General features: G+C 27.6%; 17 protein-coding genes. 16 read left to right on the plus strand and 1 reads right to left on the minus strand.

The genetic code is table 11. The annotated features are described in order from the left end of the window. Window position 1: 1 nt before the first annotated feature. The 9 genes from pheT (at window position 2) to QK892_RS07350 (ending at window position 12,110) form a co-directional block, all read left to right on the plus strand. The gene (gene pheT / locus QK892_RS07310) at window positions 2-2,377 is read left to right on the plus strand and encodes a phenylalanine--tRNA ligase subunit beta (RefSeq protein WP_317272882.1); all 2,376 of its coding nucleotides are present in this window, start codon (window positions 2-4) and stop codon (window positions 2,375-2,377) included. 66 nt (window positions 2,378-2,443) lie between these two features. Then, a complete protein-coding gene (locus tag QK892_RS07315; RefSeq protein WP_317272883.1) occupies window positions 2,444-3,253 on the plus strand; it encodes a DUF368 domain-containing protein in 810 nt (269 codons plus the stop codon). 247 nt (window positions 3,254-3,500) lie between these two features. Further along, complete coding sequence (zapA, locus tag QK892_RS07320) at window positions 3,501-4,154, plus strand: cell division protein ZapA (protein WP_317272884.1); 654 nt, start codon at window positions 3,501-3,503, stop codon at window positions 4,152-4,154. A 138-nt stretch (window positions 4,155-4,292) separates the two neighbouring features. Then, window positions 4,293-6,644: a U32 family peptidase gene (locus QK892_RS07325; RefSeq protein ID WP_317272885.1), complete on the plus strand. Its 2,352-nt coding sequence runs from the start codon at window positions 4,293-4,295 to the stop codon at window positions 6,642-6,644. Between the two features lie 2 nt (window positions 6,645-6,646). Continuing rightward, window positions 6,647-7,003 (plus strand): hypothetical protein, encoded by a 357-nt coding sequence (locus QK892_RS07330; protein ID WP_317272886.1) that lies wholly within the window; start codon window positions 6,647-6,649, stop codon window positions 7,001-7,003. Window positions 7,004-7,019: 16 nt separating this feature from the next. After that, entirely contained in the window at window positions 7,020-9,377 is a 2,358-nt protein-coding gene (locus QK892_RS07335) for an endonuclease MutS2 (RefSeq protein WP_317272887.1), read from the plus strand. Between the two features lie 80 nt (window positions 9,378-9,457). Beyond that, window positions 9,458-9,904, plus strand: coding sequence for a DUF523 domain-containing protein (locus QK892_RS07340; RefSeq protein WP_317272888.1), 447 nt, complete (start codon window positions 9,458-9,460; stop codon window positions 9,902-9,904). A 3-nt stretch (window positions 9,905-9,907) separates the two neighbouring features. Next, window positions 9,908-10,942 carry a hypothetical protein gene (locus QK892_RS07345; protein ID WP_317272889.1) on the plus strand — a complete coding sequence of 345 codons (1,035 nt, stop codon included), beginning with the start codon at window positions 9,908-9,910 and terminating at the stop codon, window positions 10,940-10,942. Window positions 10,943-10,985: 43 nt separating this feature from the next. Beyond that, entirely contained in the window at window positions 10,986-12,110 is a 1,125-nt protein-coding gene (locus QK892_RS07350; RefSeq protein WP_317272890.1) for a M15 family metallopeptidase, read from the plus strand. A gap of 40 nt (window positions 12,111-12,150) precedes the next feature. Here QK892_RS07350 and QK892_RS07355 read toward each other — a convergent pair whose 3' ends face one another. Next, window positions 12,151-13,614, minus strand: coding sequence for an aminotransferase class I/II-fold pyridoxal phosphate-dependent enzyme (locus QK892_RS07355; protein WP_317272891.1), 1,464 nt, complete (start codon window positions 13,612-13,614; stop codon window positions 12,151-12,153). 203 nt (window positions 13,615-13,817) lie between these two features. Here QK892_RS07355 and QK892_RS07360 point away from each other — a divergent pair, with 203 nt between their 5' ends. The 7 genes from QK892_RS07360 to QK892_RS07390 all read left to right on the plus strand — a co-directional run bounded on the left by QK892_RS07360 (window position 13,818) and on the right by QK892_RS07390 (window position 22,356). Beyond that, window positions 13,818-14,417, plus strand: a complete 600-nt coding sequence (locus QK892_RS07360) for a 50S ribosomal protein L25 (RefSeq protein WP_317272892.1) — start codon at window positions 13,818-13,820, stop codon at window positions 14,415-14,417. Window positions 14,418-14,529: 112 nt separating this feature from the next. Beyond that, entirely contained in the window at window positions 14,530-16,257 is a 1,728-nt protein-coding gene (locus tag QK892_RS07365; RefSeq protein WP_317272893.1) for a phospho-sugar mutase, read from the plus strand. A gap of 185 nt (window positions 16,258-16,442) precedes the next feature. Continuing rightward, on the plus strand, window positions 16,443-17,531 hold the full coding sequence (locus QK892_RS07370) for a tetratricopeptide repeat protein (RefSeq protein ID WP_317272894.1): 1,089 nt from the start codon (window positions 16,443-16,445) through the stop codon (window positions 17,529-17,531). 130 nt (window positions 17,532-17,661) lie between these two features. Further along, window positions 17,662-18,393: a WecB/TagA/CpsF family glycosyltransferase gene (locus QK892_RS07375; protein ID WP_317272895.1), complete on the plus strand. Its 732-nt coding sequence runs from the start codon at window positions 17,662-17,664 to the stop codon at window positions 18,391-18,393. Continuing rightward, window positions 18,393-19,928, plus strand: a complete 1,536-nt coding sequence (gene murJ / locus QK892_RS07380; protein ID WP_317272896.1) for a murein biosynthesis integral membrane protein MurJ — start codon at window positions 18,393-18,395, stop codon at window positions 19,926-19,928. The genes QK892_RS07375 and murJ overlap by 1 nt, the downstream gene beginning before the upstream one ends. After that, window positions 19,928-21,208 carry a glycosyltransferase family protein gene (locus QK892_RS07385; protein WP_317272897.1) on the plus strand — a complete coding sequence of 427 codons (1,281 nt, stop codon included), beginning with the start codon at window positions 19,928-19,930 and terminating at the stop codon, window positions 21,206-21,208. Before murJ ends, QK892_RS07385 begins: the two co-directional genes overlap by 1 nt. Before the next feature lie 2 nt (window positions 21,209-21,210). Further along, on the plus strand, window positions 21,211-22,356 hold the full coding sequence (locus QK892_RS07390) for a glycosyltransferase (RefSeq protein WP_317272898.1): 1,146 nt from the start codon (window positions 21,211-21,213) through the stop codon (window positions 22,354-22,356). The last annotated feature ends 1 nt before the right edge of the window (window position 22,357 follow it).

Here is a 22,357-nt window from a genome sequence, read left to right on the forward strand (position 1 = left end):
AATGAAAGTACCATTTAATTGGCTTAAAGATTACGTTGAAGTAAATATAGATGCAAAAGAACTTGGAGATAGATTAACATTATCAGGATCAGCACTAGAAGAGGTAATTACTCAAGGTGATGAAATTAAAAATATTGTTACAGGTAAACTAGTTGAAATAACACAACATCCAGATGCTGATAAATTAAAGGTTTGTCAAGTGGATATTGGAACAGAAACTATTCAAATAGTTACGGCAGCTACTAATATGAAGGAGCAAGATATAGTACCAGTTGCTCTTCATAAATCAATATTAGCTGACGGAACTGAAATAAAAAAAGGTAAACTTAGAGGAGTAGTATCTAATGGTATGTTCTGTTCAGAAGAAGAACTTGGTATAGCTGGTGATGAACCAGTTCATGGTCTTATGATATTACCATCTGATGCTCCACTTGGTATGGATATTAAAGAATATTTAAATCTTAATAAATCTATATTAGATTTCGATATTACTTCAAATAGACCAGATTGCTTAAGTATGGTTGGTATGGCAAGAGAAACAGCTGCAACATTAGGAACATCTTATAAAATGCCAAACTTAAACTATGAAGTAAAGAGCAGTGAAAATATAAATGATAAAATTAAAGTAGAAGTTAGAGACTCACTATGCAGAAGATATATTGCTAGGGGAGTTAAAAATGTTAAAATTATGCCATCACCAGGTTGGATGCAAGAAAGATTATTAGAGGCAGGGGTTAGACCTATAAATAATATAGTAGATATTACTAACTTTGTTATGTTAGAAATAGGAGAACCTATGCATGCTTTTGATGCAAGACAAATTAAAAGTGGCAAAATAGTTGTTGAAAGAGCTAAAGAGGATGAAATATTTGTTACTTTAGATGAAATAGAAAGAAAATTAGATTCATCCTTCCTATGTATTAAGGATAATGAAACTTCTATAGGCCTTGCAGGAATAATGGGAGGATTAAATTCAGAAATCCAAGAAGATACTACTGAAGTTATTTTTGAGGCAGCAAATTTTGATGGAACTAATATTAGAGTTAATTCTAAAAAGTTAAATTTAAGAAGTGAAAGTTCAGCTAGATTTGAAAAGGATATAGATCCAAACTTAGCAGAAATAGCTATAAATAGAGCATGTGCATTAGTATGTGAACTTGGTTGTGGCGAAGTTATGGAAGGAACTATAGATATATATAACTCTAGAAAAGAAGAAGGACATATAACTGTAGATTCTAAATGGATAAATAAGTTCTTAGGAACTGAAATTTCTATAGAAGATATGAAAAAATATCTTGATTCATTAGATTTAAAAACAGAAATAAATGGTGATAATTTAAATATAACAATACCTACTTTTAGAATAGATATTGCTATAAAAGAAGATATAGCTGAAGAAGTTGCAAGAATTTATGGTTATGATAAAATTCCTACAACAATATATAGTGCATCTACTGGAAGAGAACCAAAATATAAAAATGAAATATTAAGAGATTTAATAGTTGATGCAATGGTATCAAGTGGATTAAATCAATCAATAAGTTATTCATTTATTTCTCCTAAAGTTTTTGACAAAATTAATTTACCACAAGATAGTGAATTAAGAAATGTTATTAAAATTAAAAATCCATTAGGTGAAGATTATTCTGTAATGAGAACAACTACAATTCATTCTATGATGGAATCATTAGGAAGAAACTATTCAAGAAACAATGATTATGCTAGATTATTTGAAATAGGAAAAGTTTATATTCCTAATGAGGATGAAACTGTAATTCCAACTGAAAATAATATTTTAACTATAGGAATGTATGGTAATTGTGATTATTTAGATTTAAAGGGAGTAGTAGAAAATGCTCTTGAAAAATTAGGATTAAGTAAAGTTAAGTTTATTAGAGAAAGTGATAATCCAAGTTACCATCCAGGAAAAACAGCTGCTTTAATGATAGGGAATAAAAAAGTTGGTGTTTTAGGAGAAGTGCATCCAGATGTTTCAGAAAACTATGGTGTAGATACAAACTGTTACTTAGCAGAATTAAACTTAGATTTATTATTTGAATATGCTAAAACTGATAAGAAATATAAGGCTTTACCTAAATTCCCGGCAGTTACAAGGGATATTGCTTTACTTGTAGATGATGAAATATTAGTACAAGAAATAGAAGATACTATTAGAAGAGCTGGTGGAAATTTAGTTGAAAAAGTAGAATTGTTTGATATATATAAAGGAGCTCAAATACCAGAAGGTAAGAAGAGTATAGCATATGCAATAGCATATAGAGATGAAAAGAAGACATTAACAGATAATGATGTTAATAAGGTTCACGATAAGATTTTAAGAAGTCTTGAACACAAGCTTGGTGCTACATTAAGATAATTTAAGAATAAGCTGTATGAAAATGCAGCTTTTTCTTTTGAATATTGTTTAAAAAGAGGAGATATTATGAAATATATAATAGATTTGTTAAAGGGTATGGTTATAGGTATATCTAATGTTATACCAGGAGTAAGTGGTGGAACAATGGCTGTAGTTATGGGAATATATGATAAAATATTATATTCAGTAAATAATTTCTTCAAAGATGTTAAGAAAAATAGTTTGTTTTTAGGAACTATAGGTATTGGAGCAGTTACAGGAATTTTGTTATTTACAAATATAATAGATTATATGTTAAAGCATTATAATGAGCAAACTAATTTCTTCTTTATTGGATTAATAATAGGTACCGCTCCACTATTATATAAAAAGGCAACAGAAACTAAGGTCAAAAAGGGGAATTATATAGCTTTTATAATTGGATTTATAATAGTTGCTGGACTTGGTGTACTAGAAAAAGTAAATCCAGAAGCTTCTTTATTAAGTTCAATATTTAAACCAAATGGATTAGGATTTTTTGTAGCAGGATTTATTGCAGCTGCAACTATGATATTACCAGGTATAAGCGGATCATTTGTTCTATTACTAATTGGATTATATGAACCAATAATTGAAATAATCAAAAATTTCGATATTATAAATATAGGTATTGTTGGGATAGGTGTAATAGGAGGATTTCTATTGATGACTAAATTAATAGAAAGTATTTTTAATAAGTATCCTCAAACAGCATACTGTATTATTTTTGGCTTGGTTATAGGTTCAGTATGCGTAATATATCCAGGCTTTACATTTGGAATAATGGGTATAGTATCTATAATTGCATTTATTGCTGGATTTATTATTGCTTATATTATAGGTAAAAATGAAAATTAAATATATATAAAAGTTCACTATGTAAATAACTTTTATAATTTTAGAATAAAATGAGGAATTATTACCTTTAATATATAAGGAGATAAATATTATATGAGACTGACTTGAAGAAAGTTGAAGTCTTAAGGTATATAATATTTATCTCCATTTTTATTGAACTTACTAATAGATTATATTTTCTTATACATAGTAAGAAGCTTTTATGTTAAAATTAAAGTATATAATTATTATGTTAACGAGGTGTGTTATGAGTACAGTTACTATAAATATAAATGGAATGGATTATAATTTAAAAGGAAAAGAAAGTGAAGAATATTTATTAGAGATAGCTAAATACGTGGATGAAAAAGTTAAAGAATTAATGATAAAGAATAAAAAGTTAAGTACTACAGCAGGAGCAACTCTAGTTGCTTTAAACATCGCAGATGAGTTATTTAAGGCAGATGAAGAAGTAGAAACATTACTAAAGAAGAATACTTCTTTAGAAGAAAGGAATAACACCCTTAAAGAGCGTTTAAAAGAAATTAGAGATACGGCTGAAAATGTTGATATATTAAAGAATATAATAGAAGATTTAAAGAGCGAAAATGTTGCACTTAGGGAAGAAGTCGAAAATTACCAAAGAGAAATTGAATCTGCGACAAAAGACTATGACGTAATGAAGGAAAATGAAAACTTATATAAAGAGAAATTTATGGCTTTAAATGAAGAATATAGATTAATGGAAGAAGATTACAAAAAAATTAAATCAGAAAAGGACAACCTTAAAAAGGTAAATAGAGATGCTAAATTTAAATCACAGAATCTAAAGTATAAAGTATTAGATTTAGAAAAAAAATTAATAGATGCTCAAGTTGAACTAGCGTCAGAAAAAAGGAAAATTAATCCTTTGCTTAAATAAATCTATGGATAAAAATATAAATAGCATATAAATGTTATTTATAGTAATTTGAATATACAATAGAAAAAGGTCTAAAATTATGTTATATATTATAGTAAAGATTTTAGATGATTATACTAAAGTTTAGGAGAAGTATTTATGAAAAGAGTGGAGATTTTAGCTCCAGCTGGGAGCATGGAAAGCCTTATTGCAGCTATGAATAAAGGTGCAGATGCAGTTTATTTAGGGGGTAATAAGTTTTCAGCAAGGGCATATGCCTCAAATTTTGATAATGACAACATGATTAAAGCAATAGACTATGCACATAGCTATGGGGCTAAAGTTTATGTAACATTAAATACTATTTTAAAAGAAAATGAAATTGAAGAAGCTGTAAGATATGTTGGTTTTTTATATGAAATAGGAGTTGATGCAATAATTTTACAAGATCTTGGATTGTTTAAGAGAGTTAAAGAAGACTATCCTGACTTTGAAATACATGCATCTACTCAAATGACAATTCATAATGGTGAAGGTGCCTTATTTTTTAAGGATAAAGGATTTCATAGAATAGTTTTATCTAGAGAGTTATCTTTAGATGAAATTAAATATATATCTAAAGATTTAGGAATTGAAACTGAAATATTTGTACATGGTGCTTTATGTGTATCATATTCAGGTCAATGCCTTATGAGTTCAATGATAGGTGGAAGAAGTGGTAATAGAGGAAGATGTGCTCAACCATGCAGAATGGAGTACACTCTTAAAGGTGAAGACTCTGGAGAAAAGAAAGCATATTTATTAAGTCCTAAGGATACATGTACTCTTGACAGTATTAAAGATATAATTGAATCAGGTACATATTCTTTAAAGATTGAAGGAAGAATGAAAAGACCAGAATACGTAGCGGGAGTAGTAGATAATTATAAAAAGGCTGTTGAAAAAGAACTTTATAAAACTGAATATAATGTGGCTAAAGGAAAGAGAGATTTATTACAACTTTTCAATAGAGGAGGTTTTTCAACTGCATATTTACATAAAAATTTAGGTAAGGATATGATGAGCTTTAAACACCCAAGAAATACTGGTTTACCACTAGGAAGAATTGAAAAGAATGGGGAAATACTATTAAAAGAGAATATTAGTTTAGGCGATGGCTTCAGGTTTAGAGATACTGGTTATAATATTAATAAAATAATAAAAGATGGAAAAGAAGTTAAAGAGGCTAATAGAGGAGAAAAAGTTAAGATATTTCCAAATGCTTATAAAAGTGGTGATGAAATATTTAAGTCCTCCGATAAGGCACTTTTTGATTCGCTAGAAGATTCTTTAAAACCTTATAATAGAAAAATTAATCTTAAAGCCAAATTAAGTTTCAAAGTATCTGAACCAATAAAACTTACTATTAATTATGAAGGTGAAGAATATATATTTTATGGAGAAAAACTAGAAGCTGCTGAAAAAAGACCTTTAAGTAAGGAGAGAGTAATTGAGGCATTAATTAAATCTTCTGAAAGTGTTTTTAAAATAGAAGAAGTTGAATTTACTGATTTTGAGGAAGGCTTCTTAAGAGTAAGTGATTTAAATAGTTTAAGAAGAGAAGCTGTAGAAGGTATTCAAAAATCAATAACTAAATCTTTTAGAAGAAGAAGGCCAGATAAGTTAAATAAGAATGTTGATATAATTAATAAATCTATAGATTTAGATGTATTATACCAATGCGTGACTAAAGAACAATTAAAAGCTCTTTTAGATGAAGGAATAAAGGATATAGCTGTTGATGTATTTAATAGGGATAAAGATGCTTTAAAAATTAATGATATTAAGGAACTTAGTAATATTGAGGGGCTAAATATATATATAAAAATACCCAATATTATAAAGAGTGAATTTGATAAAGTTATTAATATAATAGAAAAAGTTAAGGATTATATAAAAGGACTTGTAACAGTTAATGTTGGTATTATAAGAAAATATCAAAATGAATTAATTATAATAGGAGATTACAAACTTAATATAATAAATTCTCAGGCTTTAAATTTCTATCAAAAAGAAATAACAATTCCAACACTTAGTTTGGAATTAAATAGAAAAGAGATTAAGGCTTTATTAAAAAATAATACTGGAAGTGTTCAAGGAATTATTTATGGAAAAACGGAACTTATGATAAGTGAATATTGCCCTATTGGAAGTACTTTTGGAGAAAAATCTTCTTGTAAGGACTGTAACTTAGCATGTACTAGAGATAAATTTACATTAATTGATAGAATGAATGAAAAATTTAGAGTAATGACTGATATATTCTGTAGAAGTTATATACTAAATCCAAAACCTATAAATCTTATTGAGGAAAAAGATGATTTAATAAGTCTTGGTGTTAACTCATTTAGAGTTGAATTTAGAGATGAAAATTACAATGAAGTAAAAAAGGTTTTAAGAATGATTAAGGGAGAAGAAAAAATAAATTCTAATGAATATACTAAAGGTCATTATAGAAGAGGAATAGAATAATAATGAGGTTAATAATAAGCACAATTTTAATTGTAGCAACTACTCTGTTAAACTTAATTTTTATATTATTAACTAAAAAATATAAAGATTTTAAGTCAATAACAGAATTAGGTCATAAATCTAAAGGTAAATGTATTAGTTTATTAAGTAGACTTTGGAAAAAACAAATTATTTTAGTTGCATTAGGGATTACTCTATGTTTCTTATCAATTTTTATTGATGTTAATAATAGAATTGTATTATACACATTTGAGATTTTAGGTGCTTTATATAGTTTAATTGGTATCAGTTTAGGAATTTTTAATTACACTAGATTTAATAAAAATATAGGAATTTTACTTAATAAAACTAGTAAATAGTAAAAGAGGAGATAATATGCAAAAAAGAACTCTTAAAGTATTAGAATTTAATAAAATAAAAGAAAAGTTAAAAGAATATGCTGTAACAGCTAGCAGTAAAGAAATAGTTGATAAATTAGAACCTTATGAAACAATATATGAAGTGAGAAAAAAACTAAAAGAAACAGATGAAGCTTTAGATCTTTTAATTACAAAAGGAAATCCTCCTTTTGAAGGATTGCATGATGTAAAAGAAGGTGTTGAAAGAGCTAAAAAGGGTGGAATATTATCAGCTGGACAATTATTGAAAATTGGTGGAATGCTAAGATGTTCAAGAAGATTTAAGGATTATATTTCAAGAAGAGATGATGAAAAACCACATTTAATACTTGAGGATCTTGCTTATATTTTAACACCTATAAAACAATTGGAAAATATTATTGAAATGTCAATAATATCTGAAGAGGAAATTAGTGACAAGGCAAGTAGCACATTAAGTTCAATAAGAAGAAATTTAAAAGAAAAGAATTCATCGGTAAGAGATAAAATAAATTCAATTGTAAGAGCTAATGCTAAATATCTTCAAGATTCACTATATACTATGAGGGGAGACAGATATGTATTACCAGTAAAGGCTGAATATAAGGGGTCAGTTCCTGGGCTTGTACATGATCAAAGTTCAACTGGAGCTACTCTTTTCATAGAACCAATGAGTCTTGTTAATTTAAATAATGAAATAAAAGAACTTAAACTTAAAGAAAAAGCAGAAATTGAAAGGATACTCATGGATTTATCCAATAGAGTTTATGAAGTTATAGAGACTATTGAAAGTAATTATAATATTCTTACAGAATTAGATTTCATTTTTGCTAAAGGAAAATATGCTTCAAGTTTAAATGCTATATGCCCAGATGTAAATGAAGATAAAAGTTTTGATATAATTCAAGGGAGACATCCTCTTATAGATCCTAAAGTTGTTGTTCCATCAGATATATACCTAGGTAAGGAATTTAGCACTTTAATGATTACTGGACCTAATACAGGTGGTAAGACTGTAACATTAAAATCAGTAGGATTACTACATTTAATGGCATTAAGTGGATTATTAATTCCAGCTAAAGACAATTCTAGTGTAAGCTTTTTTAAAACAATTTTTGCTGATATAGGTGATGAACAAAGTATAGAACAATCATTATCAACATTTTCTTCTCATATGACTAGTATTGTAAAAATTATGGAAAGTGCTGATGAGAATTCTTTAGTATTATTTGATGAAATAGGTTCAGGAACAGATCCTACTGAAGGTGCTGCACTTGCTATCGCAATTTTAGATACTTTAAGAGAACAAGGAGCAAGAATAATTGCAACTACTCACTATAGTGAGTTAAAGGGGTATGCGCTAAGAACAACAGGTATAGAAAATGCTTCTGTAGAATTTGACGTTGAAACTTTAAAACCAACCTATAGATTATTAATAGGAGTTCCTGGAAAATCAAATGCTTTCGAAATATCAAAGAGATTAGGTTTAAGAGAAGATGTAATTTCTAAAGCAAGAGAAAATATATCTTCAGAAAATCTAAAGTTTGAAGACTTAATTAGAGACCTGCAAGAGAAGAGTATTATTGCAAATAGAGATGCAAGAGAAGCTAAAAAATTAAAAATTGAAGCAGATGCAATTAAAAAGAAATATGATGAAAAGTTAAAAAGATTGGATGAAATAAGAGATAAAGCTTATAGTGAAGCAAGACAAGAAGCGAGAAATATCATTTTAAAGGCAAAGGATGAGGCTGATGAAATATTAAAAGCTATGAGGGAACTTGAAAAGCTAGGAATTGCACAAGGTGGAAGAGCAAGACTTGAAGAAGAAAGAAAGAAACTTAAAGATAGCTTAGAAAGTAAAGAAGCTTCATTAGTTAAAGAAAGAGAAAATAATGGTGAAGCGATAGATAAGGTTACATTAGGAATGGATGCTTATTTACCATCATTAAATCAAAATGTTATTATTATCTCAATGCCAGATTCTAAAGGTGATGTTCAAGTAGAGGCTGGAATAATGAAAATAAATGTTAAGCTTAAAGACCTAAGAAAAGTTAAGAATGCATCTACAAAGAAGGAAAGAAAGAAAAGAGAATTAAATTTAAATTTAAAATCTATAGAGAGTAGAATCGATTTAAGAGGAATGGATTCAGAAGAAGCATGCTACAAGGTAGATAAATATTTAGATGAAGCTTATATGTCAAATTTAGGAGAAGTAACAGTCGTTCATGGTAAAGGAACTGGAGTACTTAGAAAAGCAATTAATGATATGCTAAAGAGACATCCTCATGTGAAGAGCTATCGACTTGGTGAATATGGTGAAGGTGGAGATGGTGTTACTATAGTAATACTTAAATAATTAAAATAATATTAAAATAAAAAGGCTCGTTTTTTCGAGTCTTTTTTTATGATATAATAATAAAGAGAAGAGGTGTTAGTATGTATCTTATTAGTAGTTGCTTATGCGGTGTTAATTGTAAATATAGTGGTAGTAATAATTTAAATGAAAGATGTTTAAAGCTTTTAAAAGAAGGAAAAGCGATTTTGGTTTGTCCTGAACAATTAGGGGGGCTTTCAACACCTAGAACACCTGCTGAGATAAAAGGGACAGCAAAGGGCGTAATTAATAAAAATGATAAGGTTATTACTAAAGACAATATAGATGTGACAGAAGCATTTTTAAAAGGTGCAATTGAAACTTTACATATAGCGAAGTTAAGTAATGTAAAAACTGCGATATTAAAGGAAGGTAGTCCATCTTGTGGAGTAAACTATATTTATGATGGTAGTTTCACTGGAACGAAAGTATGCGGAAAGGGTATAACTGCTACTATTTTAAATGAAAATGGAATAGATGTTATAAGTGAAGTTGACTTTGGAGGTTAAATTATGGGGATTTTTAATTTTTTTAAGAAAGCAAAAAATGATAAATACGACGAATATGAAGATGAATTAGAAGAAAAGACTGAAGATATATATTATGAAAATGATGAAAAAAAACAAGATATTCAATCAGAGTTTAAAACATTGGAAAAAGATATAGAATGTGAAGCTAAAGACGATGAAGAAAATAATGAAGAAAAAGTAAAACTATCACAGGAAGAATTAGATGAGTTGATATCTGGCGAAATTATAAGGATTATAGATTTATATGATGATTTTAAAGAAGTAAAGGTTGCTTCTTATGAAGCAGCTAAAAAGATTGGAAAAGCCAATATAGGGAATATTCCTAAATTTTTAAATGGGAAGGTTAATAGACCTTCAAAATATATAGAAAAATATATTAATGAGCAAGAGTGGTCAATTGTAGTTGAAAATTCAATTTTGATGATAATATATAGTTTTAAAGAAGATGCTGTTCCAGTTTTACAAAGAGTATCGCAAAAAAATTCTAAATTAAACTTAAAAGCAACAAATCTATTATGTAAGTTAGCTTCTGAAGGAGTAGAGACAAATAAAATAATTAATTGGATAATGGGTAATTTAATAGCTTTTAATGATGAAAATAAAATAAAAATATTAGGATTTATGTCTCAAATTAAGGGAAACAGCCAAGTAGTTGGATTAATACAGCACTTTTATAAGGGATTCGTTAAAAATGGAGAAATAGAATATGCCTACAAAACTTTAAATCATTTAATTAATGCCGCAGAAAAATTCACTAAAGGACACCTAAAATTTTTAAAAGCAATAGCAATGAATAAGGGAACTCTTAACTTAGATGAGATAATGATGCTTGAAGAAGGTGATCCAAAGTCTATAAAGTTAGCTAAAATAGATGATGACTTAAGTATAGAAGCTGCAATAACTTACTTTGCATTAGATAAAGGCGATGACGATATAAATAGTAGAATTCACTATTTAAGTGAATATTCGTTAGATAGGAACTTAAGAGATAATCTTAAAAAGCTTTTAAAGGAATAGTATGGTTATAAAAATTGATTAGATTATTAATGGAGGTTTAAGATTGGGAAAAAAATCAAGAAAATACAGAAAAATATTGAAATCTAATTTTATAAAAATAGTTATATTTTTATTTATTTTATGGACAGCGTTATATGTACCAATAAAGTTTCAACATTTTTCTTTAATCAGAAGAGAAGTTAAGGCGAATGAAAGGTTTAATGAAAATTTAGAATATATAAATGAATTTAAAAAATTAAAGATTAGCTATCAAAATCTTTATGGGAATGAAGATAGTTTGGCTGAAATAGATGAATTGATTAAGAGTATTGAAAAAAATTTATCTAATGATTTTACTGATGAGATAGAAAATCAAATTTTAGAATTAAAATCAAAGATAAATGATTTAAGTGCTATTAATGAAATAGAGTTAGAAGAATATTTTAATAGTATCAATGATGATAGTATTAATGATTTCAATGATACTGAAAAAGAAAAGTTAAATAATTTTATTAACGAATATAATAACTTATTTCAAGAAAAAAAATATAGTTTAGCTAAAGAAAAGCTAGATGAATTAAATAATTACATAGACGAAACAAAAAAAGTAGCTTATACTAGAAAATTAAATTCCACTTATGAAGAGAAATCTAATGAGAATCCTAGCCTTAGGGAGCCAAAGTATATAAATGGAATATTAATAGTTAATAAAGAATATGGGCTTCCAGATACTTTTCTTCCAGGTGAAAATGAAGAGGCAAGAGAAGCTTTTGAAAAAATGAAAGCTGATGCTGCACAAGAGGGAATTTATTTAAATGCATTTTCGACTTATAGAAGCTATTGGACACAAAATACACTTTATAATAACTATGTTGCGAATTATGGACAAGACCCTACAGATACATTTTCAGCAAAACCAGGATTTAGTGAACATCAAACGGGACTAGCTTTTGACATAGGTGGTGTAGATAGATCATTGTGGGCAGATGAAAATTTTAAATATACTGATGAGGGTGAGTGGCTTAAAAATAATTGCACAAAATATGGATTTATTTTAAGATATCCAGAAGGAAAAGAATGGATTACAGGATATATGCATGAATCTTGGCACTTTAGGTATATTGGAGTAGAACATAGTAAAAACTTTGAAAATAATGATTTAACATTAGAAGAATATTTAGGTTTATAAAAAATAGGAAGTAAGTGTTTTTATACTTACTTCCTATTTTTTATCTTATAACTATTTTTATATTTTCTACAGTTGGATCTTCTGTTCCTTGAACATATAAATTAGCCCTTTTTAAATCATAGACATAGTCTACAACCTCTTTAGTAATTATTTCTCCAGGGCAAAGTACTGGTATACCTGGAGGATAAGCTAATAAAAATTCTCCAGAGATTTTTCCTATACTATCTTTCAAAGAAATAGAAGTTTTTTCACTATAAAAAGCTTCTCTAGGTTCTAATATTTTTTCAGGTATATTAGGTATATCTATGAAGTCCTGAATAGGCTTTCTTTTACCATAATATTCTTCAGAAATAGATTTCAATGCAGATATTAATGTATCCATTCCTTCTTTAGTATCGCCGAAGGAGCCAACTGCCAATACGTTATAGAAATCTGATAATTCCATTTGTATATGATATTTTTCTGCTAGAATCATATCTAATTCAAAACCAGTTATCCCAAGTTCTCTAGAGGAAATTGTAAGTTTAGTAGGATCAAAAGAATATGATCCAGGTTTTCCTAATACTTCTTCACCAAAACAATAAAATCCAGGGATTTTATTTATTTCAGATCTTGTATATTTACATAACTCAATAGCCTTATCTAATAAATCTTTACCTTCTAAAGCAATTTGTCTTCTAGCACAATCTAAAGAAGCCATTAAAATATATGATGGTGAAGTTGTATGTAACAAGTTTAGTATTTGTTGAACTCTTTTAGGATCAACATATTTGCTTTTAACATGTAATAAAGAACCTTGAGTAAGTGATCCAATAATCTTGTGGGTACTTTGAGCGCATATATCTGCCCCGGCTTCTAATGCTGACATTGGTAGCTTTTCTGAAAATGCTAGGTGTGGACCATGGGCTTCATCAACTATTAAAGGTATATTGTAGCTATGAACGATATCTGCAATTTTTTTGATGTCAGTAGCAACTCCATAATAAGTAGGATTAATAATTAGTACTGCCTTAGCATCAGGATTCCCTTCTAGTGTTTTAGCAACAGTATGCGGAGTAACACCATGTGCAATTCCTAGCTTTTTATCGATTTCTGGTTCTATAAAAACAGGACGTGCACCACTTAATATTATCCCTGAAGTAACAGATTTATGTACATTTCTAGGGACTATTATTTTATCCCCATCATTTACCACCGATAATATCATAGCTTGTATTGCACCAGAAGTACCATGGATTGAGAAGAATGAAGCGTCCGAGCCATAAGCATCAGAAACTAATTCTTGAGCCTTTTTTATTGGTCCAGTAGGATGATGTAGGCTATCTACCAATTTAAAAACTGTAACATCTATTTTAAAAGGATTATCTCCTATAAAATTTTTGAATTCATTATCTACTCCTTCTCCTTTTTTATGTCCAGGTACATGAAAGGGTAGAGTTTCTCTATTTACATATTCCATTAAAGCATTAAACAATGGAGTTTCATTTTGATTCATTTTATACACAAAAGCACCCTCTTTCTTAAGAATAGTATTGTTGTTATTTATATAGTTTTATACAAACATAAATATTATATTTAAAAAATTAGAACTATGCAATATAAACTTTTAATTTATTTAATAAATAGTAAATTAGTAAATTTTGAATAAAAATAATGAAAAATGATAACAATATTTGAAGAGAAGTTAAATAATAGGAGGAGTTATTTGTGAATAGCCTAAATTTAAATAAAAGAGATACGAGTATACCTAATAATGCAAAAAAATTAAGAAGAAGTGGCAAGGTTCCAGGAATACTGTATGGAAAGAGAACAAATGAATTTATGTTTGAAGTAGCAGAACTTGAATTATGTAGAGAAATTTCAAAAAATGGTGAACATGGAATTGTGAATTTTGATTTAGAGGGAGAAGGATGTCAAGCGTTAATAAAAAATGTTCAAAGAGACCCTGTTACTCATAAAATAATTCATTTGGATTTAGAAGAGCTAGATCAAAATAAAAAAATAGTCTCAAGTGTACCTATATATTATGAAGGTGAAGGATACTTAAATAAAAAAGGTATGGTACTTCAAAAAGAGAAAGACTCTATTAAAGTGGAATGTAATGCAGATAAGCTTCCTAAATATATAAAGATTAATATTAATTCTAGTGATAATGGATATGTATATAGGGCAGGAGATTTAGAAGTGGCATCTGAATTATCTATAATTGACGATTTAAATACTGTAATCGCTTCAGTTACATATGAAAGAAAAACTGTAAGTGATGATATGGAAACTGCAGAAGAAAATAGCGAAAATAATAGATAAGTGTCTAAAAATGTAAAGATATGAAGCTTTTTCATTCTTTACATTTTTTTATTTCAAATTTCAAATTTTTAGTGTATAATATTAGCTGATCACTACATTTAGGAGGTATAATATGTTGTATAAAGAGAAGTATAATGATTGGCTATCATCAAGTGTTGTAGATGATGTTATGAAAGAGGAATTAAGAAGTATTAAAGATGAAAAAGAGATTGAAGATAGATTTTATAAAGATCTTGACTTTGGTACAGGTGGTCTTAGAGGGGTAATTGGAGCAGGTAGTAATAGAATGAATATCTACACTGTATCAAAGGCTACTCAAGGATTTGCAAATTATTTAAATGGAAGATTTGAAAATCCAGCAGTAGCAATAGCATATGATTCTAGAAATATGTCAAAAGAGTTTTCAAAAGCTGCAGCCTTAACTCTATGTGCTAATAATATAAAGGTTTATTTATATGAAGGATTAAGACCAACTCCTATGCTTTCTTTTGCAGTTAGAGAGTTAAAGTGCACTGGGGGGATAGTAGTTACTGCTTCACATAATCCTAAGGAATATAATGGATATAAGGTTTATGATGAATTTGGTGGTCAAGTGACAGATGAAAAGGCAGACATAATAATAAGTGAGGTTAATAAAATAGATAATTTTGATATGATTAAAAATATATCTGAAGAAGAAGCTATATCAAAAAATCTATTAGTATATATTGGTGAAGATATAGATAAATTATATATAGATGCAGTTAAAGGATTAACTATAAGAAAAGAATTAGTTAAAGAAAATGCAAATGATTTAAAAGTTATATATACTCCAATACATGGTTCAGGAAATATGCCAGTTAGAAGAGTACTAAAGGAACTTGGTTATACTGGTGTATCAGTAGTTAAGGAACAAGAAATGCCTGATGGTAACTTCCCAACAGCTTCATATCCTAATCCAGAAGAGCCAGCTGTATTTAAGCTAGCATTAGAAATGGCAAAGGAAGAAAATCCGGATGTTATTTTTGCAACTGATCCTGATTGTGATAGAATAGGTGTAGTTGTAAAGGATAGTGAAGGAGAATATAGAGTATTAACAGGTAACCAAACAGGGTTATTATTAACACAATATATTTTAGATGCTTTAAAAGAAGAAAATAGGCTACCAGAAAATGGAGTTGTTATTAAGACTATAGTAACAACAGATGGCGCAAAGAACATAGCTGAAGCATATAATATTGAACTTATGGAAGTTTTAACAGGATTTAAATATATTGGAGAAAAGATGCAAGGCTTCGAAGAAAATAAAGATAAGACATATTTATTTGGCTTTGAAGAAAGCTATGGGTATTTAGCAGGAGATTTCGTAAGAGATAAAGATGCGGTTATAGCATCTATGCTAATTGCTGAAATGACTTTATATTATAAAGAAAAAGGAAAGAGCCTTTACGATGGATTAATTGAGTTATATGATAAGTATGGTTACTTTAAAGAAACTTTAGTATCCTTTGAATTAAAAGGAAAAGAAGGTGCTGAAAAAATAGTCAAATGCATTGATTCACTAAGAAATGAAAAACTTGTAGAAGTTAATGGCGTTAAGATAAATACTAAGTATGACTATAAATTAAGCGTTGAAGAAGATTTGATTAATGGTGGAAAAAAAGATATTAATCTTCCAAAATCTAATGTTCTTAAATTTGTTTTAGAAAATGGTTCATGGTTTGTAGTTAGACCATCAGGAACTGAGCCGAAGATGAAGGCTTATGTGGCTGTTCAAGGTAGTGGATTAAATGATGCTGAAGAGCAACTTGAAAGCTTTAAATCAGAAGTGGTTAAATTAATTAATGAAAAATTAAATTAATATTATATATTAAAAGTGGAAGTTTTATGTTGCTATACTTTATTTGTATAGCAAATATACTTCCACTTTTTAATGAAATTGAGTGAATAATTCTCCAAAAGGCGACAATAATTGAAATTGAGGTTTGAAAGCTTAATAAATATATAGTATTATGTATATTAAGCCAATAAAAAGGAGGAATCTTTTTGGATTATAATGCAGTTTTTAAGGAAAAACTAAGTAAACTATTATTTTTAGAAATAGATAAAGATGGATTTAAAAATAGTGTAGGTATACCAAATTATATATCTTTTATTAACAAAGATTTATATTTACCTATATCATCTGAATATATAACAACTAATATTCAAGATGAAATTAAAATTAAAAATTTACCTATCTTTTATTTTATTGAAGGAATGTTTTTAGCTATAGGAGCAGACGAAAAATTAAAATTCATTGAAGATTACGAGATTATTTTATCTTATATTAAAGATAGCGATAATTGTATAAGAAGTATAATTTCTAATAAGATAAAAGATGATAAACTTATTGATGGATATTTGTTATTAAAAGGATATTATAGATTTTCTAAAGATACAGATATTATGAAGAAACTTTTATTAGTTGGAGAAAGTATAAGAGAAAAGGATAGTGGGTTTAAGGATATTTTACTTAACGATATTGATTATTGTGAAAAACATTTATTAAAGATTCCAGAAGCATATTTATATAAAGCACTAATACTTAAGGATAGTGATGATTATAAAGCTTCAAAAGTAGCAATTAATGAATTTATTAATATGGGTGGTAAGGTAACAGAAGAAATTAAGGGTTTAATTGATGATATAAATAACATTTCAAATTATGAAATAGCAATTGAACATTTAAAAGATGATCCAGTTAAAACAATAAAAATGTTATTAGAGTTACTTGATAATTTTGATAATAATCCGTTAATATACTATTATTTAGGCGTTGCATATAGAAAATTAGAAAATTATGAGAAAGCTATATATTATTTAAATGAAAGCATAGCAAGAGAGAGTGGAATTTATGAAGTAGTAGTAGAATTAGGAATTAATTATGCTTGTATCAATGACTTTGAAGGTGCTATCAAGTACTTTAAAAAAGCTTTTGAAGTAAATAAAGAAGTAGAGGTATGCACTAATATAGTTATGTGTTACATGAATTTAGGGAATTACGATGAAGCAAAACTTCATCTAGAAATTGCAAAGAAATTAAGTCCAGAAGATGAAATAGTTATGGATTTAGAAAAAATACTGAATAAGTAATGTTGATTGGAAGTTTTTATAAACTTCCAATTTTTATATGATAGATTATTAAGTAATAACTTTAGTAAATTAAATAAATATGATATTATAGTTATGGATAATTTTACGTATTAATTATTAAGGAGATAAGATGGAAGAGAATAATAACTTTATTAATATATTAGGCTATAAAATTTTTAAGAATAGTCTTAGGGATGCTATTGAATATATAGATATGAAAGATAAAATTCATATAATTTCTGGTAATCCTGAGGTGCTTTATACTGGTTTAAATAATAAAACACTATTTGAAAATTTTACTTCTAGTAGTTCTATAATTATCCCTGACGGAGTAGGAGTGCAAATAGCGGCTAAATTTATAAAAACTCCTGTTAAAGAAAAAATTGCAGGAATAGACTTAATGAAAGAAATAATTAAAAAATTATCATTGGAAAATAAAAGTATATATTTACTAGGAACTAAAGAGGAGAATTTAAAAGCATGTGTAGCTAATATTATAGTACAGTTTCCAAATGTAAATATAGCTGGATATAGGAATGGTTATTTTAATATTGATAATGCTACTGAAGTTTTAGAAGAAATAAAAGAAAAAAAACCACATGCTATTTTTCTAGCAATGGGCTGCCCTATGCAAGAGGAGTTTATAGTGAGATATATGAATGAACTTCCATGTAAAATCTTTATGGGAGTTGGCGGAAGTTTTGATGTAATTGCTGAAAAAGTTAACAGAGCACCTAAATGGATGATAAAACTTGGTTTGGAGTGGTTATATAGGGTATCAAAAGAACCTTGGAGAATAAAAAGATTAGGTAGTATTCCTAAGTTTTTATTACTTGTAATAAGGAGAAAAAAGATTAAATAATGAGTAGAAATAAAATATTTAAAGCAACTTTTATAGTTATGGCAATGACAATTTTAAGTAAGGTTATTGGTTTTGCAAGAGACATTTTAGCTGCCTATCATTTTGGTGTTGAAGATTCCTATGATATATATGTAGCATCTGTATCAATACCTGAATCTGTCTTCATGATTGTTGGTCTTGCCATTTCAACAACATTTATACCTATGTTAAGCGAAGTTAAACATAGTAGAAGTAAGGAAGAAATGTTTGATTTTTCAAATAACATTATTAATATTTTATCAGTAATTTCTATATTGGTAATAATTTTAGGCTTAGTTTTTACTAAAGATATTGTTGGGATTTTTGTTCCTAATTTTGGAGATGAAAAAATTCATTTAACTATACTGCTTACAAGAATTACAATTTTTAATATTATACTTCTATGTGTGAATGCTTGTTTTGCATCAATACTTCAGGTGTGTGAGGATTTTGTTATACCTGCTCTATTAGGAATTTTCTTTAACGTTCCTATAATAATATATCTATTATTATTTAGAGATGTTAGTGTAGTTGGATTAGCAATAGCCAATGTTTTAGGAAATTTATTGAGAGTTATAGTGCAGATACCTTCATTATATAAAAATGGATATAGAATTAAATTGAAAATTAATTTAAATGATGAAAAGTTAAAAATAATGATGGTACTTATTATTCCTGTAATAATTGGAGCAGGTGCCAATTCTATAAATATGTTAGTAGATAAAAGTGTAGCATCTGGACTAGTTACTGGATCTATGGCAGCGTTAGAGTACTCACAAAGAATTATACAATTTGCAAATACTGCAATTACAACTTCATTAGTTTCTGTAGTTTACCCTCTTATGGCAAATAGATTAAATGAAGGAGACAAGGAAGGTTTCTTGAAATATTTGAGCAGGTCAATTGTTATTATTTGCTTATTTTTAATTCCAATTACATTTGGAGTAATCTTTTTAAGTGATGATATTGTGAAAGTGATATACGAAAGAGGAAGATTTGATTCTAATGCGGTTATTTTAACATCTATGTCTTTACTTGGATATGCCATTCAATTACCTTTTGCAGGAATTAGAGATATATTAAACTCCTCTTTATTTTCAATGAAAAAGACAAAGGTAACAGCTATAAATGGTATAGTAGGAGTTTTTGTTAATATCGTATTAAGTATTACTTTATCTAAATTTTTAGGAGTATTAGGAATTGCAATTGCAACTTCTATATCAGCATTTATAATATCTATATTATTATTGAACTCTACAAGAAGATTAATAGGTAGTTTCAATGTTAAAGAACTTTTCATTAAGGTTTCCAAAATTACTATTAGTTCTTTGATTATGATAATAGTACTTTATTATTTAAATAAATTTATTCTCATAGATAATTCATTTTTAATTATCCTATTAGATGCCTCAGTAGGGGCAATTACATTTTTTATATTGTGCAAAGTTTTTAAAATTGAAGAATTTGAAGAGTTTTTAAATATCATTGAAGAGAAATTTGGAAGGAGGATAAGTTAATGAAAATATTATTTATAGCTTGTTATTCACCATTAATTAATAATTCAGCATCAATAGAAACACTACAATATTTGAATAATTTAGCTAAGTTTGATGAAAATGAAATACATCTTTTAACTGTAAATTTTCCTCCTGATTCAATCTATTATGACGAATATATATTTAGTATGTTAGATCCAAAAATAAACACACATATTATTTCTGGAGGGAAAATTTTTGAAAAGATTATGCCTAAAAAAAGAAATAATTCATTAAATAATACTATTAATAAACGAAAGAATGGTATAAAGGGATTACTAAGAAAAATAAAGAGATTATTTGCTATTCCAGATATGTATTTATATTGGGCTATAAAAGCTAGTAAGTATGGAGTAGAATTAATGAAAAATGAAAATTTTGATGTTATGTTTTCAATGCATGAACCTCCATCAAGTCATATTTGTGCTTATAGAATTAAGAAGAAGTTTAAATTTCTTAAATGGATAGCTTATTGGAGCGATCCATGGCTTAAAGATTCAACAAGGGAGAATTCTAGCTTTATAAGAAGAAAGATTGAGGGACGATATGAAAGGCAAATAATTAACTTAGCAGATAAGCATATTTTTGTCACAAAAGCCAATAGAGATGACTATTTACAAACATATAATCTAAAGATAGAAAATACTTTCATAATAACTAGGGGGTATGATGCCAAGGTATATGATGATATAAAGAACAATGAAACTCCTTCATTGATTGAAAAAGATAAGATTAATATAGTATATGCAGGGGAGATATTTTCAAAGCTAAGGGATATAAGACCATTTATAAGCGCGGTAAAAAAAATAAAAGAAGAAAATAGAAGCCTGTATGAAAAATTCAATATTTTATTTTTTGGAAATATTGATAATGAAGATGTGAAAAATGAGCTTATTCAAATAGAAAATGTCAAAGTATCAAATAGAATTCCCTATAAGAAAGCATTGGGTTATATGGTGAATGCTGATATACTATTGCTATTTGGAAACAAAAACTCTAAGCAAATTCCTGCTAAAATATACGATTATTTTGGTTGTTTAGCATATATATTGGTTGTTTTAGGTGATGAAAATGATCCTATAATTGATGTTGTTAGTAATATAGATAAGTGTAGAGTAGCCATAAATGATAGCGATAATATAAATACTGCCATAGTAGAGCTATCAACAAAAATTATAAATGGTTATAAATCAAATCAAATTCATGAATATGAATGGGAAAATATATCTAAGAGATTAGATTCGATATTAAGGGAGGATTAACAATGCACGTTATGTTTATACCATCATGGTATAATAATAAAAGAAATCCTGTCCATGGAAGTTTTTTTAAAGAGCAAGCAGATGCTATTCAAGAAAGTGGAGTAAAGGTTACAGTAGCTTATAATGAAATTTGGCCTTTAACACAATTATTTAAAGTTAATGAAAAAATAGGGATTAGTTATAGTCTTGAAGATAAATTAAGAACATATAGATATAAAAATTTTAATTATTTACCTAAGAATCCTAAGATGTTTAGTGTGTTTAATAAGAGATTAGAGAAGTTATATAAAGAGATTGTAAAAAAAGAAGGAAAAGTTGATTTGATACATTGCCAATCTTCTTTTTGGGCTGGAATAAGTGCAGCGTATATTGCTAAAAAATATAATATTCCCTTAGTTATAACAGAACATTCATCGTTAAAGACTGCCATGTATATTAAAGAAAGCTACAAGCCTTTTATTAAAAAGTCATATTTGGATGCTGATGCTTTAATTGCTGTAGGGAATGGACTAAAAAAAGAGATGATAGAATTCTCTGGAAGAAGAGATATAAAGGTAATACATAACTTAATTCCAGTTGAAAAATTCAATATAAATAAAAATAAAAATAATGTAGTAACATTTTTTTCTTTAGCCTTTTTAGAAGGGGAAAAGGGGATGGATGTTTTATTAAAAGCTTTTTCTAATTATTTTAAGAGTACTAATACAAGACTTATAATAGGTGGAGATGGAAGTCAAAAGGATTATTTAATTAATTTATCTAGAGAGCTTAATATAGATAAACAAGTTGATTTCTTAGGAGCTTTATCTAGAGAAGAAGTTTTTAGCTATATGAGTAAATGTGATGTCTTTGTACTTGCTTCAAAATATGAAACCTTTGGTGTAGTATATATAGAAGCGTTGGCATCTGGAAAGCCTATTATAGGTACATATAATGGTGGGGCAGAGGACATTATCAATAAAAATAATGGCTTATTAGTTAAGGTAAATGATATTGATGAATTAGGAAATGCAATGAACAATATAATTAATAATTTAGGTTCATATAATCCAGAAGCAATTAGAAAGGAATGCATAGAAAAATATTCAAAGAAAAAAATAATTAGTGAAATATTGAATGTATATGATGAACTTTTGAAAGAAAGGTGAT

It is taken from the genome of Clostridium lamae (assembly GCF_033043255.1).
Classification (GTDB): Bacteria; Bacillota; Clostridia; order Clostridiales; family Clostridiaceae; genus Clostridium; species Clostridium lamae.

Coding starts and splice junctions, on each gene's coding strand:
- QK892_RS07390 (WP_317272898.1), top strand. CDS start 21,211: ATGCACGTTATGTTTATACCATCATGGTATAATAATAAAAGAAATCCT.
- QK892_RS07365 (WP_317272893.1), top strand. CDS start 14,530: ATGTTGTATAAAGAGAAGTATAATGATTGGCTATCATCAAGTGTTGTA.
- QK892_RS07315 (WP_317272883.1), top strand. CDS start 2,444: ATGAAATATATAATAGATTTGTTAAAGGGTATGGTTATAGGTATATCT.
- QK892_RS07385 (WP_317272897.1), top strand. CDS start 19,928: ATGAAAATATTATTTATAGCTTGTTATTCACCATTAATTAATAATTCA.
- QK892_RS07340 (WP_317272888.1), top strand. CDS start 9,458: ATGTATCTTATTAGTAGTTGCTTATGCGGTGTTAATTGTAAATATAGT.
- QK892_RS07325 (WP_317272885.1), top strand. CDS start 4,293: ATGAAAAGAGTGGAGATTTTAGCTCCAGCTGGGAGCATGGAAAGCCTT.
- murJ (WP_317272896.1), top strand. CDS start 18,393: ATGAGTAGAAATAAAATATTTAAAGCAACTTTTATAGTTATGGCAATG.
- QK892_RS07335 (WP_317272887.1), top strand. CDS start 7,020: ATGCAAAAAAGAACTCTTAAAGTATTAGAATTTAATAAAATAAAAGAA.
- QK892_RS07330 (WP_317272886.1), top strand. CDS start 6,647: ATGAGGTTAATAATAAGCACAATTTTAATTGTAGCAACTACTCTGTTA.
- QK892_RS07375 (WP_317272895.1), top strand. CDS start 17,662: ATGGAAGAGAATAATAACTTTATTAATATATTAGGCTATAAAATTTTT.
- pheT (WP_317272882.1), top strand. CDS start 2: ATGAAAGTACCATTTAATTGGCTTAAAGATTACGTTGAAGTAAATATA.
- QK892_RS07345 (WP_317272889.1), top strand. CDS start 9,908: ATGGGGATTTTTAATTTTTTTAAGAAAGCAAAAAATGATAAATACGAC.
- zapA (WP_317272884.1), top strand. CDS start 3,501: ATGAGTACAGTTACTATAAATATAAATGGAATGGATTATAATTTAAAA.